At 63.1% G+C, this 12,470-nt stretch carries 13 protein-coding genes and 1 other RNA gene; 4 read left to right on the top strand and 10 right to left on the bottom strand.

Annotated elements, in window-relative coordinates; translation table 11 throughout:
- Positions 1–11 precede the first annotated feature (11 nt).
- From AC07FD_RS19970 to ffs, 8 genes are all read right to left on the bottom strand, one after another.
- A complete protein-coding gene (locus tag AC07FD_RS19970) occupies positions 12–1,655 on the bottom strand; it encodes an ABC transporter substrate-binding protein (RefSeq protein WP_478351247.1) in 1,644 nt (547 codons plus the stop codon).
- Positions 1,656–1,908: 253 nt separating this feature from the next.
- Positions 1,909–3,186 carry a lytic murein transglycosylase gene (locus AC07FD_RS19965; RefSeq protein WP_478351246.1) on the bottom strand — a complete coding sequence of 426 codons (1,278 nt, stop codon included), beginning with the start codon at positions 3,184–3,186 and terminating at the stop codon, positions 1,909–1,911.
- A gap of 179 nt (positions 3,187–3,365) precedes the next feature.
- Complete coding sequence (gene recR / locus AC07FD_RS19960; protein ID WP_184877477.1) at positions 3,366–3,971, bottom strand: recombination mediator RecR; 606 nt, start codon at positions 3,969–3,971, stop codon at positions 3,366–3,368.
- A gap of 88 nt (positions 3,972–4,059) precedes the next feature.
- Positions 4,060–4,986: a cell wall hydrolase gene (locus AC07FD_RS19955; RefSeq protein ID WP_478351245.1), complete on the bottom strand. Its 927-nt coding sequence runs from the start codon at positions 4,984–4,986 to the stop codon at positions 4,060–4,062.
- Between the two features lie 131 nt (positions 4,987–5,117).
- Positions 5,118–5,525 (bottom strand): hypothetical protein, encoded by a 408-nt coding sequence (locus AC07FD_RS19950; protein ID WP_478351244.1) that lies wholly within the window; start codon positions 5,523–5,525, stop codon positions 5,118–5,120.
- A 20-nt stretch (positions 5,526–5,545) separates the two neighbouring features.
- Entirely contained in the window at positions 5,546–5,869 is a 324-nt protein-coding gene (locus AC07FD_RS19945) for a YbaB/EbfC family nucleoid-associated protein (RefSeq protein ID WP_477225316.1), read from the bottom strand.
- A gap of 31 nt (positions 5,870–5,900) precedes the next feature.
- On the bottom strand, positions 5,901–7,703 hold the full coding sequence (locus tag AC07FD_RS19940) for a DNA polymerase III subunit gamma/tau (RefSeq protein WP_478351243.1): 1,803 nt from the start codon (positions 7,701–7,703) through the stop codon (positions 5,901–5,903).
- A 105-nt stretch (positions 7,704–7,808) separates the two neighbouring features.
- An RNA gene (gene ffs, locus AC07FD_RS19935) (signal recognition particle sRNA small type) lies at positions 7,809–7,905 on the bottom strand.
- 154 nt (positions 7,906–8,059) lie between these two features.
- Between ffs and AC07FD_RS19930 the strand changes: the two genes are divergently transcribed.
- From AC07FD_RS19930 to AC07FD_RS19920, 3 genes are read left to right on the top strand one after another with little or no spacing between them, the layout of a single operon-like run.
- Complete coding sequence (locus AC07FD_RS19930; protein WP_478351242.1) at positions 8,060–8,479, top strand: HIT domain-containing protein; 420 nt, start codon at positions 8,060–8,062, stop codon at positions 8,477–8,479.
- 37 nt (positions 8,480–8,516) lie between these two features.
- A complete protein-coding gene (nudC, locus tag AC07FD_RS19925; protein ID WP_478351241.1) occupies positions 8,517–9,461 on the top strand; it encodes an NAD(+) diphosphatase in 945 nt (314 codons plus the stop codon).
- A 40-nt stretch (positions 9,462–9,501) separates the two neighbouring features.
- Entirely contained in the window at positions 9,502–9,807 is a 306-nt protein-coding gene (locus tag AC07FD_RS19920; RefSeq protein ID WP_477225313.1) for a Dabb family protein, read from the top strand.
- On the opposite strand, the gene AC07FD_RS19915 is transcribed toward AC07FD_RS19920, so the two are convergent.
- On the bottom strand, positions 9,804–10,667 hold the full coding sequence (locus AC07FD_RS19915) for a prephenate dehydratase (RefSeq protein WP_095084280.1): 864 nt from the start codon (positions 10,665–10,667) through the stop codon (positions 9,804–9,806). The two genes, AC07FD_RS19920 and AC07FD_RS19915, sit on opposite strands and share 4 nt — an antisense overlap.
- A gap of 42 nt (positions 10,668–10,709) precedes the next feature.
- On the bottom strand, positions 10,710–11,438 hold the full coding sequence (locus tag AC07FD_RS19910; RefSeq protein WP_478351240.1) for a 3-deoxy-manno-octulosonate cytidylyltransferase: 729 nt from the start codon (positions 11,436–11,438) through the stop codon (positions 10,710–10,712).
- A gap of 193 nt (positions 11,439–11,631) precedes the next feature.
- Between AC07FD_RS19910 and AC07FD_RS19905 the strand changes: the two genes are divergently transcribed.
- Positions 11,632–12,339: a c-type cytochrome gene (locus AC07FD_RS19905; protein ID WP_478351239.1), complete on the top strand. Its 708-nt coding sequence runs from the start codon at positions 11,632–11,634 to the stop codon at positions 12,337–12,339.
- Positions 12,340–12,470: the final 131 nt, after the last annotated feature.

Below are 12,470 nucleotides of genomic sequence, written 5' to 3'. Positions count from 1 at the left end.
GTCCGCGGACGTTACTCTTTCGAGACCGGTCCGACGAAGTTGGTGTCGAAGCTCGGGCCGAGTGCGAAGCCCTTGAGGTTCTTGCGCAGGCCGGCGACTTCTAGCTGCTGGTGAATGATGACGAAGGGACTGGTGTCGAGAACCTTCTTTTCGAGATCCTTGTACATATCGGCGCGCTTGGTCGAATCCTTCTCCAGCAGAGCCGCTTCGGTCTCCTTGGTCAGATCCGGAATGTCCCAGGAGTTGCGCCAGGCAAGCGTATGGGACTTGCCGGCATCCGAATTGTCCGGGTTCGAGGCAAAGGTCTGGGCGTTGGAGTTCGGATCGAAATAGTCTTGGCCCCACTGGCCGATATAGATGTCGTGATTGCGGGCGCGGTATTTGGTCAGCGTCTGCTTGCCGTCGCCGGGAATGATCTCCAGCTTGATGCCGGCCTGGCCGAGCGTCTGCTGGATCGATTCCGCCATGCCGGTATACGGCTGGCCGGTGCGCACATCCATGGTCACGCCGAAGCCGTCGGGCAGACCGGCCTTGGCCAACAGTTCCTTGGCCTTGGCGACGTCGAGCTTGAACGGATTCTCGTCGAGTTCACCGAGCACGCCCTTCGGCAGGAAGGTCTGGTGGATCTCGCCGATGCCCTTGAGGATGGTCGAACCCAAGGCATCGTAGTCGACCAGATATTTGAAGGCCTGGCGGACCTCGGGCTTGGCCAGGTTCGGGTTCTTCTGGTTGAGACTGATGTAAAAGACGGTGCCCTTCGGCGCGCTGGTGGTCGTCAGATCGGCGTTCTTGGCGATGGCGTCGAGGTCGGTCGGCTCGAGATTGCGGGCAACGTCGATGTCGCCGGCTTCAAGCGCCAGGCGCTGGGCCGAGCTTTCCTTCATGTTGCGATAGATGATGCGGGCCAGCTTGGCCTTTTCACCGTAGTAATTGTCGTTGCGCTCCATGACGACGGCTTCGTTGGCGCGCCATTCGCGCAACTTGTAGACGCCGGAGCCGGCATAGCCGGTTTTCAGCCAGGCATTGCCGAAATCATTGTCCCATTTGTAGTCGGCGCTGGGTGTGGCCGCCGCGACATGTTCCTTGACCAGCTTGGCGTCGACCACCGAAGCGACGGTTGCCGACAGACAGTTCAGCACGAAGCTAGGCGCATAGGCCTTGTCGACAGTGAACTGGAAGGTGGTGTCGTCGACAGCCTTGGCCTTTTCGATGACGTTGTCGCCGCTGATGCCGAACTGGCCGATAATGAAGGCAGGGCTCTTGTCCAGCTTGACGGCGCGTTCGAAGGAATAGGCGACGTCGGCCGCGGTGATCGGATTGCCCGAGGCGAATTTCAGTCCGGGCTTGAGCTTGAAGGTATAGGTCAGGCCATCATCGGAGACGGCCCAGCTTTCGGCGAGGTCGCCCTTGACCTTTGAGGTGTCGCTGAGGTCGAGACGGACAAGCAGATCATAGGTGTTGCCGGTGACCTCGGCGGTCGACAACTCGAACGCCTCGCCCGGATCCATGGAAATGATGTCGTCGATCGCGAAACCTTCGACCAGGGTGTCGGCGGGGGTGACCGCGCCCGCCGGCGCGCCGGCCAGAAGCAGCGCGGACATGGCGGCACCCGCGAGCAGGATGCGGGAGCGTAGAGCAAGCTTTTCCATCATCATTGTGATTGTTCCCTGTTTTGTTGACCTGAGTTCCCGGCTCAGGATTGCAGTATTCTTTTCGGGGCCGACAATGGCCCTCTGCCCACTTACCGTCGTGGTTTTTGTCCAATTGGTCAACACCATATCCGGCGGCATTCTGGCCCGCAACGAGCATTTGCAAGACAGCGTATTGGACCAGAATGGGCTGGGGCGAGTCGATGCACGCGCCGGCTAATAGATGCCGCCAATCGGGAAAAATCTGCTAATATCGGAGCTACTTCAGCGCCGCGACCAGATCGGCATTGGGAAAACAGGTGGCGGCGCGGCCATTCTTGGCCTGCCACTTGCCGATCGACCGGCGGGTCTTGAAGCCGGGCAGCCCGTCGGCGCTGCCGACATCATAGCCCTTGGCCTCCAGCGCCCGCTGCAAGGCGGCGATGTCCGACCGATAGAGCCCGCCGACCGCGCCCCAGCTGCCGGCAAAATTGCTGTCGCCATGGGCGATGCGATCGGCGCCGTGGCCGATGAACAGCGCGTAGAGGTCGCTGGTGTTGTATTCCTTCAGCACGTAGAAATTGGGGGTGGCGATGAAGGCCGGCCCGCTGCGCCCGGCCGGCATCAGCAGGAAGCCTTCGGCTTTCAGCTCGCTCGCCGGAAACGGCTTTCCGCCGATGCGCTTGATGCCCATGTCAGCCCATTGCGAAACTGTCTTGCCCTGGTCCGGACCCTCCAGCGAACAGGAGACCGTCTCCGGGACGGTCACCTCAAAACCCCAGCCTCGCCCCCTCGCCCAGCCATAGTGGACGAGGTAGTTGGCGATCGAGGCCAGCACGTCCGGCGTCGAGTTCCAGATGTCGACACGGCCATCGCCGTCGAAATCGACGGCGTGCTTCAGGAACGAAGTCGGCATGAATTGCGGCTGGCCGAGCGCGCCGGCCCAGGATGACTTCATTGCGCCGACCGGGGCCAGGCCGCGCTCGACGATTTCCAGCGCGGCCAAAAGCTCCGTGCGAAAGAATTCCTTCTTGGTCGACATGAACGCCTTGGTGCCTAGCACCTCGAAGGCATCGTAGGGCATTTTCGCTGCGCCGAAGCCGGTTTCACGGCCCCAGATCGCCAGCAGCACTTCGCCCGGCACGCCATAGCGCTTTTCGATGGCGGCCAGCGTGCGGGCATTGGTCGCTTCGCGCGCCCGACCGCCGGCCGTCACCGCACCGATGGTCTTCTCGGCGAAATAGGCGCCGGGTGAGCCGAATTCGGCCTGATGCTGTTTCTGGGGCGTGGTCGCCTTTTCGCCCGGCTTGACCAGGTCGGGCAGCTTCAGATTGGGCTTGATGCCATCGAAAGCGGCGTCGAAGGTTTTTTTGGAAATGCCTTTCGCCTTCGCTTCCGGCCACAGGTCGTTCTGCAGCCAGGCGCGGAATTGGTCGTCGATTTTTGCAGCGGAGGCGGAGGATGAAGCGCCCAACGCCATAAGGATTGCGAGGAGAATCGTAATGGCCAGTTCGTAGAGGCCGCGTTCTGTCGCGCCCCCCTCTGTCCTGCCGGACATCTCCCCCTCAAGGGGGGAGATCGGACGCCATCTCGGGTTTCGCCTATCGCCCACGTTGAAAAAAGAGTGCCGCCAGCGAAGCTGCCAATCTCCCCCCTTGAGGGGGAGATGTCCGGCAGGATAGAGGGGGGCGCGAAGGAATGCAGTCATCTCAGAAGCATCCTTCCCCGCCAATTGCGTCAAAACGCCGTCCGCGAGCGAAGTGCGGCAGCCAGCGTGCCCTCGTCGAGATAATCGAGCTCGCCGCCGACCGGCACGCCATGCGCAAGGCGTGTCACCTTGATGTCGAAGCCGGACAGCTGATCGGTGAGGTAGTGCGCGGTGGTCTGGCCCTCGACCGTCGCGTTGACGGCGAGGATGATCTCCTTGACCTCGCCGCCGGCGACGCGGTCGATCAGCGAGCGGATGTTGAGCTGGTCGGGGCCGATACCGTCGAGCGGCGACAGCGTGCCGCCGAGCACGTGGTAGCGCACATTCATCGCCGCCGCCCGCTCCAGTGCCCATAGGTCGGAAACGTCCTCGACGACGATGATGGTGCCGGCGTCACGGCGCGGATCGGTGCAGATCATGCATGGGTCCGACGTATCGACATTGCCGCAGGTCGAGCAGATGCGCACCTTGTCGGCAGCCTCGGCCATGGCGGCGGCGAGCGGCGACAACAGCTGCTCCTTCTTCTTGATCAGATGCAGTGCCGCACGCCTGGCCGAACGGGGCCCCAGCCCGGGCACCTTGGCCAGGAGCTGGATCAGACGTTCGATCTCCGGACCGGCGATTCGCTTGGACATCGCTCTGATCTAGGATTTTTCAGTGCGTTTTGGAACATCCCGCGTCCGCATGACCCGCCATATGTCCTGGCGGACCATGGAGTACGGATCAGTTGACCTCGAGCGGACGGCTCTGGCTGGCGATCATCGCGCCGATGGCGTCAGTGTTCTCCGGTGTCGACTGGAATCCCATCGACGCCTCTTGCGGCGCGTTCGCAACCGAGGAAATGACCGGCTTGGCCAGAGTTCCGCCAAAACGGGCGGCATCCGGTTCCTCCATCGGTTCTTGCATCGCCACCACCGTCGGCTCGGCCGAGGTGCGCAGGGGTTTCGCGGTCGGCACCACGGCGGCGGTCACAAAGGTCTGTTGGGCAGGCGCGGATCGGATGGTTGCCGGCTTGGCCGGACGCACCGGCTCGGCGGAAGCAACAAGGATCACCGGTGCTGCCGGCTTCACGGGCGCCGCCGAGGCAATGGCGACCTGCGGCTCATCCGGCAGCGGCTGCCAGTTGCGGCCACGCTTCTCGTAGAAGGCATTGCCGCCGGCAACCATGGTGTAATGCATGTTCTTGTAAGGGAAACGCAGCCCGGCGGTGTGGAAATACATCGTGTTCTTCAGTTTGCCCTTGCGCTCGCCCTTGAGCACGGCGTCGGCGGCTTCCTCGACATCGGGCATGGCCCGCGAATTCATCGGCCGGGTCATGACGCCAGGCGCGAACTGCCCGGGCTCGCCCACCACCTCGCAGATAGTGCTGCCGTGGTTGCCGGAGCGCAGCCGGTTCATCACCACCGTGCCGACGGCGATCATGCCGTCACGGCTCGACCGGTTGGACTCGAAGAACATCGCCCGTTCCAGGCATTCCCTGTCCTTTGGCGTGTGACTGTAAGATCGGGAACTCAGGAAACTCGGCGTGATGGCGTCGGTCAGGCTGGCGACGGACATGCCGTGCGAGGTGGTCTGGCTGCAGGCAGCCAGAAACAAGGGTGAAATGACGGCGCCGAGCAACAGCGGCGTCTTCCATCGCATGGAAATCAACAGGTAACCCTCACTTCGATGCCCGCCCCCAGGCTGCGGCAAGAATGAGACACTTTCAGGCAAAATGATGGCTAAAACGTTATTAGCGAGGCACCGTTGCCAAACTGGCACAGTTGCATGGCTTTATTCTGTCAACGCGCCGCAGCCATCAAGACTGGCTGACCAGGTTCGACCTCTTCGACTTTCTCCGAAAACAGGCCGCGCCTGAGGAACAGCGCCAGTGCGTCCCTGGCCGTCGGCGCGATCTTTCCCGGCCAGTCGCTTTCGATGAATTCGGCCTTGGTGAAGTCTGGATTTGTCTCGCAGGCCGCCTCCAGGAATTCGGCGATCTCGAGCACGACCACACGCTCGTCCTTCGACAGCGCCGACGTGCCGGCCTCGATAGACGGGCGATGCACGTAATCCTCGAACAGGTCGAAGTAGCCCCTGATGCCGACAAGATCGACGCCGGCGTCGCAATCGGCCAGTATTTCCAGGATCTCGTAGATCCTGCTGCGAACGCGCTGCTCGATCAGTCTTTCGGAGGGCTCTTCGACCATGGGCTTACCGCCACCGAACGTTAGAAGGGCAGTTTCATTCCTGGCGGGATCGGCAGGCCGGCGGTCAGCGCCTTGGTCTTCTCCTGCATGATCTGCTCGACCTTGGTCTTGGCGTCGTTGTGGGCGGCGAGCACCAGGTCCTCCAGGATCTCGACATCATCCTCCTTGAACAGGGAGCGATCGATCTTCAGAGACTTCATCTCGAATTTTCCGGTCAGCGTCACGTTGACCAGGCCGCCGCCGGCCTGGCCGGATGCTTCCAGCGTGGCGATCTCGTCCTGCATGGCCTGGAACTTGGCCTGCATTTCCTTCGCCTTACCCATCAGGCCGAGAAGATCTTTCATGGTCGCGTCCTTTGCGGATTCATGGCTGTGGTCAGGTTTCGTCGTCGTTCGCTGGCGGCTCGACCGGCACTTCGGCCTCGGTCGTATCGGCTTCCGGCGAGTCGGGAATGCGCACGTCGATGATCTTGGCGCCGGGGAACCGCGCCAGAATGGCGGCGACGGTAGGATCGCTCTTGGCATCGAGGAAGGCGGTCTCGCGCTTGGTCGATTCCATTTCGGCGAGCGTCTGGCCGCCCTCTTCCTTCGACAGCGAGACCAGCCAGCTGCGGCCGGTCCAGGCGCGCAGTTTCGTCGTCAGGTCGTTAAGCAACATCTTTGGCGCATCAGCGGTCAGTCCGACGTCGATGCGGCCGGGCTCGATGCGCACAAGACGGATACAGCTCTTGACCAGCACCTTGAAGGCGATGTCACGCTGCGCGTCGGCAAGGGCAATGATGTCGGCCAGCGATTTCAGCGGAACCTGCGGCGTCTCCTGCACCGGTTGCGGGGGCGCGACGAAAGCGGCAGGCGCGGGCGTGGCCTCGACCAGCCGCATGGTCTGCGCGCCGCCTGGCCCGGATGGCATGCGGGTCTGTGCAACCGCGCTGGCGCCGCCACCATTGCCGGAACCCGCGGGTGCGCCGTTGGGGCGCGACGCGCCATTTTGAACTGGCGCTGCGCCCTCAAGCGATCTCAACGCCTCGTCCAGCGTCGGCAGGTCGGCGGCGTGGGCCAGCCGGATCAGCACCATCTCGGCGGCGCTCACCGGCCGGTTGGAGGACTGCACCTCCGGGATGCCCTTGAGCAGCATCTGCCAGGTCCGCGACAGCACCCTGACCGACAGCGTCCTGGCGAAATCCGCGCCGCGTTGCCGCTCGTCCTGCGACAGCGCAGCGTCGTCGACGGCCGACGGCACGAAACGCAGCCGGGTGACGAGGTGGTTGAACTCGGCAAGATCGGTCAGCACGGCAGCCGGATCGGCGCCGGTGTCGTACTGTGCGCGGAATTCCCCGAGAGCGGCGGCCACATCGCCCTTCATCACATGTTCGAACAGGTCGACGATGCGGGCACGGTCGGCCAGCCCCAGCATCGCCCGCACCGCGTCCGCGCTGACCGAGCCCGCGCCATGGGCGATCGCCTGGTCGAGGATGGAGAGCGAATCACGGGCCGACCCTTCGGCTGCGCGTGCGATCATTGCCAGCGCGTCGTCGTCGACCGAAATGCCTTCCTTGGCCGAGATCGAGGAGAGGTGCGCGACCAGCGCGCCGGCGTCGATGCGCCTGAGGTCAAATCGCTGGCAGCGCGACAGGACGGTGATCGGAACCTTGCGGATTTCGGTGGTGGCGAAGATGAATTTGACGTGCGGCGGCGGCTCTTCCAGCGTCTTCAGCAGGCCGTTGAAGGCCTGTGTGGAAAGCATGTGCACTTCGTCGATGATATAGACCTTGTAGCGGGCCGAGACCGGCGCATAGCGCACGCGCTCGATGATGTCCCTGATGTCGTCGATGCCGGTGTGCGAGGCGGCATCCATCTCGATGACGTCGACATGGCGGCCTTCCATGATTGCCTGGCAATGCTCGCCGAGCACGGCAAGGTCGACCGAAGGTTGGTCCGTTGTCGGGGTTTTATAGTTCAGGGCCCGCGCCAGTATGCGCGCCGTCGTGGTCTTGCCAACGCCGCGCACGCCGGTCAGCATCCAAGCTTGGGCAATGCGGCCGGTGGCAAAGGCGTTGGTGAGGGTACGCACCATCGGCTCCTGGCCGACCAGCTCGGAGAAGTTCGAAGGACGGTACTTGCGCGCCAGCACCCGATAGGCAGCGGCCTTGTCCGTTCCCGAATTTCCGGCTTCGCTCATTCGCCCGTAAAGCTCCAAAGGGCCGCGCCCGAAGGCGGCCTATTTCTGCGCATAGTCTCGCCCGCGCAGCAATGCGTCGTCAATGTCGCGAGAGGAGCCGATGAGGTGGGAGGCTGGAACAATGACCCGTTCCGGGCTCGTTAGGGCTGCTTCCTTCCGGACCTGACCCGGTTGGCGAGTGGATCGTCCACCACCAACCTCCCGCTGTCCATATCGGCAATTCGGCGATGAAATGCAAGTGCGCAGGCGAATCGGCATCACGAACCGCTGGGGATCAATGATTCGCTTGCAGCCCTGTTGCAGCCGCTCTAGCGTTTATGAGTTTGAGGAAACCAAGAAAAGCAAGGGAAACGCCGATGCTGCCGGGCCTTAAGGCCGGATTCACGCTGGATGCCCGGCTGGAGGCGGACAGCGAACAGTTGATGTGGCTTGGGCTGTGCGAATTGCGGGTGATGAACGACCGGCGCTGGCCATGGCTGCTCCTGGTGCCGCAGCGGCCGGGCGCGGAAGAAATCCACGACATGACGCCGCTCGACCAGGCAATGCTGACCTTCGAGACCAATATGGTGGCGCAGGCGCTGAAGAAGGCCACCGGCTGCACCAAGATCAACACCGGCGCGCTCGGCAACATCGTGCGCCAATTGCACATCCATGTCGTCGCGCGTTCAGAGGGCGATTCCGGCTGGCCAGGCCCGGTTTGGGGACACGGCCTGCGCGAGCCCTATCAGCGTTCCGACCTGCGCCGGTTTGCCCAAACGATAAGGGCGGCGCTATAAGCCTTCCCCGTGTCCATCCCAAAGCATCAGAGTCCGCATGAGCTTCCGCCTGTTTGACGCGCCGCTGCGCGAGCCGAGCCAGTTCGTCGGCTTTGCCGGCAACATCATCGACCGGCAATCCGAAAACCGCGCCGACGATTCCGTCGACAAGGCCATGGCCGATCCGACGACGCGGCTGCTTCTGATGAATGGCGGCCGGCTCTACCTGAAGCTCGGTGATGGTGGCGGCCTCGACCCCTGGTTCGGCGCCGCCGAGAGCGAGCCGTTCAAGGTTTCCTTCGCCCACGGCGTCCTGCTCGGCTTTTCCGACCTGGGACCCATCTTGGCGATACCGGCCGGCGTCGAGGCCGAACATTTGCCCGAGACGGTCAAGGCGATCGACTACCGCTCGGTCTACATGCAAGGACTGATCGATGAGGCGGCCGCCGGCGCGATGGCGCAAGGCGCTGCCCTGCTCGCCTGGCATGCAAGCCATCGCTTCTGCAGCAAATGCGGCACCGAATCACAGATGCGGGCCGGCGGCTACAAACGGCATTGCCCAAATTGCGGCACGGAGCATTTTCCGCGCACCGACCCGGTGGCGATCATGCTGACGGTGACACGGGACAAATGCCTGCTCGGGCGGGGTCGGCATTTCGGACCGGGTATGTATTCGGCCCTTGCCGGCTTCATCGAGCCGGGCGAGACGATCGAGGCGGCGGTGCGCCGCGAGACGCTGGAGGAGGCCGGCATAAGGCTTGGTCGTGTCGTCTATCACGCCAGCCAGCCCTGGCCGTTTCCCTATTCGCTGATGATCGGCTGCTTCGGCGAGCCGCTCAACGAGGACATCCAGGCCGACCTCAACGAGCTTGAGGACTGCCGCTGGTTTGCCCGTGACGAGGTGCGCTTGATGCTCACCAGGGAACATCCCGGCGATCTGGTCACGCCACCGAAGGGCGCCATTGCGCATCACCTCATCCGCGCCTGGGTCGACAGCGAATGATGATGGCAGCCAGTACCGAAAGACATTGCAGGAGCAGAAAATGATCCGTCACACCGTCGTGTTCACGCTGAAGCATCCGCCGCATTCGCTGGAGGAAAAGAGGTTCCTGGTTGACGCCAAGAAAGCCCTGTCGGCGATCAGGGGCGTTGCGCATTTCGAGCAATTGCGGCAGGTCAGCCCTAAGAACGACTACCGCTTCGGCTTCTCGATGGAGTTCGCCGACCAGGCCGCCTACAACAGATACAACGACCATCCCGACCACGTCGCCTTCGTGCGCGACCGCTGGATCCCGGAAGTCGAGACCTTCATGGAGATCGACTATGTGCCGCTTGGCGCGGTGATCTAATCCGCCACCTTCCACTGCTCGCGTGACTCGCTGGCCGGATAGACGCCCAGGATGCGCACCTCGCGGGAGAAGAAACGAAGCTCGTCCAGCGCCAGCTTGACCAGCGGATCGTCGGGATGGCCCTCGATGTCGGCGTAAAACAGCGTCGCGGTGAACGCCCCCAACTGGTAGCTCTCCAGCTTGGTCATGTTGATGCCGTTGGTGGCGAAACCGCCCATTGCCTTGTAGAGCGCGGCCGGCACGTTGCGGACGCGGAAGATGAACGTCGTCATCATCTTGGTGTCGGCCGACGGGCGTTCGGCCCATTGCTTGTTCTTGGTCAGAACGACAAAGCGGGTGACGTTGGAATCGGTGTCCTCGACATTCTCCTCGATGATGTCGAGCCCGTAAAGTTCTGCCGCGAGCGCCGGGGCGAGCGACGCCATGGTGCGGTCCTTGACCTCCGAAACCAGCTTCGCCGAACCCGCCGTGTCGCCGGCGACCACCGGCTTCCAGCCATTCTTGCGGATGTATTTGCGGCACTGGCCAAGCGCGTGGATGTGGCTGTGCACGGTCTTGATCTCGTTGCGTTTGACGCCGGGCAGCACCATCAGCTGGAAATGGATTGGCAGGAAATATTCGCCGACGATGTGCAGCCTTGATTCCGGCAACAGATGGTGGATGTCGGCGACACGCCCGGCGATGGTGTTCTCGATCGGGATCATGGCGAGATCGGCCTTGCCCGTCTCGACCGCGTTGAACGCATCCTCGAAGGTCGGGCACGGCAACGGCTCCATTGAGGGATAGACGTTGCGGCTGGCGGTGTCGGAATTGGCGCCCGGCTCGCCCTGGAAGGATATTCTGTTGGTCTTTTCAGGCATGCCAAAGTCTCGGTTCAAAGTGTCTCTGTTGGAAGGGATTGTTCAGTGTGAAAGGATGGTTCTGGCGCGTTCGAGGTCTTGCGGCGTGTCGACGCCAAGTGGCAACGAACGCACGATCTCGGCATCGATGCGCATGCCGGCTTCCAGTGCCCGCAGCTGTTCCAGCCGTTCGCGCCGTTCGAGTGGCGACGGCTTCAGCGCCACGAAGCGCTCGAGTGCTGCGCGCCGATAGGCGTAGAGGCCGACATGGTGGTACAGCGCGCCCTTGCCCCATGGCGCGGTGGCGCGGGTGAAATAGAGCGCCCTCAGCCTGCTGCCGGAGAGCGGCGAGCCGACGATCTTGACGACGTTGGGATTGGTCTTTTCCTCGTCGCGGACGATCTCGACGCCGAGCGTGGCGATATCCACCGCCCTGTCCTCGAACGGCCTGAGCGATGCGGCGATGATTTCCGGGTCGATTGTCGGCAAATCGCCTTGCACATTGACGATCGTTTCGACCTTGCGTTCAGGATCCAGCGCGACCAGAGCCTCGTGGATGCGATCGGAGCCGGATTCGTGATCCATGCGCGTCATCACGGCCTCAAAACCATGCGCGCGCACCGCTTCCGCCACGCTTTGCGTGTCGGTCGCCACCACCACCCGGCCGAGGCCGGCCTCGGCCGCACGACGGGCGACATGGACGATCATCGGCGCGCCGGCGATGTCGGCCAGCGGCTTGCCTGGCAGGCGGGTCGAGGCCATGCGGGCCGGGATCAGGATCAGCGTGGACATGCGCGTTGCAAGGCGTCTCAAAAGGGGAAGGGAAAAGTGGCAAAAGGTCTCACTGGAAGCGCCCTTATAGGTGTTGCAACGCCGGAGCAAAAGACCTAGTTTCCGCCCGATTTGACCGCCTTAGCAGGGTGGGTCACGATACCGACGGACGGAGTGGACGGATCGGTCCGCCGGAAAAGGGAGCAAGGGGCGTATGGATTCCAACGAAGTCAACAAGCTGCTCGCCGGATTGCTCGGAACTGTTTTCGTGGTCTTCTCGGTTGGCCTTGTGTCGGATGCGCTGTTTGCCTCGCCGGCGCCGGAAAAGCCCGGCTTCGCCATCGAAGCCACCGAGCCCGCCGAAGGCGGCCCGGCCGCTCCGGCTGCCGAAGCCAAGCCGATCGCCGACCTTCTGGCGACCGCCAATGTCGAAGCGGGCGCTGCCGTGTTCAAGAAGTGCCAGGCCTGCCATTCCGGTGAAAAGGGCGGCCCCAACAAGGTCGGCCCCGATCTGTGGGATCTCATCGACCGTCCGGTTGGCGAGCATGAAGGCTTTGCCTACTCGGCCGGCATGAAGGAATTCTCCAAGGGCGGCACCGAGAAGTGGACCTATGACAACATCAACCACTTCATCACCTCGCCGAAGAAATTCGTGAAAGGCACCGCCATGGGCTTTGCCGGCCTGCCCAAGGACGAGGACCGCGCCAACGTCATCGCCTATCTGCGCACGCTGTCCGACAATCCCAAGCCGCTGCCGGCGCCAGGGGCTGCAGCCGATGCGACCGCGCCTGCCAAGCCTGCCGAAGCAACCGCCCCGGCCAAGCCGGCCGAGGGTGCTGCTCCCGCCAAGCCGGCGGCTCCGGCCGCGCCAGCCCCCGCCGCCCCGGCTCCGGCCGCTCCGGCACCGGCGCCTGCTCAATAAACAAATTGTCACCTCGACGATCTTGAAAAAGCCGGGTTCAGCCCGGCTTTTTTGTTAGCAAGATCGCATATGCAGCGACAAAGCCGCGCATTGCGGTTTTCACCAGCGGCAAATCATCTAGATTGCCTTTG

It is taken from the genome of Mesorhizobium waitakense (genome assembly GCF_056431085.1).
This window is presented reverse-complemented; position numbering and strand designations above follow the sequence as displayed.

What these genes read in the sequence shown, in the direction of transcription:
- AC07FD_RS19970 (WP_478351247.1), bottom strand. Translation starts at nt 1,655, where the DNA reads ATGATGATGGAAAAGCTTGCTCTACGCTCCCGCATCCTGCTCGCGGGT.
- AC07FD_RS19965 (WP_478351246.1), bottom strand. Translation starts at nt 3,186, where the DNA reads ATGTCCGGCAGGACAGAGGGGGGCGCGACAGAACGCGGCCTCTACGAA.
- recR (WP_184877477.1), bottom strand. Translation starts at nt 3,971, where the DNA reads ATGTCCAAGCGAATCGCCGGTCCGGAGATCGAACGTCTGATCCAGCTC.
- AC07FD_RS19950 (WP_478351244.1), bottom strand. Translation starts at nt 5,525, where the DNA reads ATGGTCGAAGAGCCCTCCGAAAGACTGATCGAGCAGCGCGTTCGCAGC.
- AC07FD_RS19945 (WP_477225316.1), bottom strand. Translation starts at nt 5,869, where the DNA reads ATGAAAGATCTTCTCGGCCTGATGGGTAAGGCGAAGGAAATGCAGGCC.
- AC07FD_RS19940 (WP_478351243.1), bottom strand. Translation starts at nt 7,703, where the DNA reads ATGAGCGAAGCCGGAAATTCGGGAACGGACAAGGCCGCTGCCTATCGG.
- AC07FD_RS19930 (WP_478351242.1), top strand. Translation starts at nt 8,060, where the DNA reads ATGCTGCCGGGCCTTAAGGCCGGATTCACGCTGGATGCCCGGCTGGAG.
- nudC (WP_478351241.1), top strand. Translation starts at nt 8,517, where the DNA reads ATGAGCTTCCGCCTGTTTGACGCGCCGCTGCGCGAGCCGAGCCAGTTC.
- AC07FD_RS19920 (WP_477225313.1), top strand. Translation starts at nt 9,502, where the DNA reads ATGATCCGTCACACCGTCGTGTTCACGCTGAAGCATCCGCCGCATTCG.
- AC07FD_RS19915 (WP_095084280.1), bottom strand. Translation starts at nt 10,667, where the DNA reads ATGCCTGAAAAGACCAACAGAATATCCTTCCAGGGCGAGCCGGGCGCC.
- AC07FD_RS19910 (WP_478351240.1), bottom strand. Translation starts at nt 11,438, where the DNA reads ATGTCCACGCTGATCCTGATCCCGGCCCGCATGGCCTCGACCCGCCTG.
- AC07FD_RS19905 (WP_478351239.1), top strand. Translation starts at nt 11,632, where the DNA reads ATGGATTCCAACGAAGTCAACAAGCTGCTCGCCGGATTGCTCGGAACT.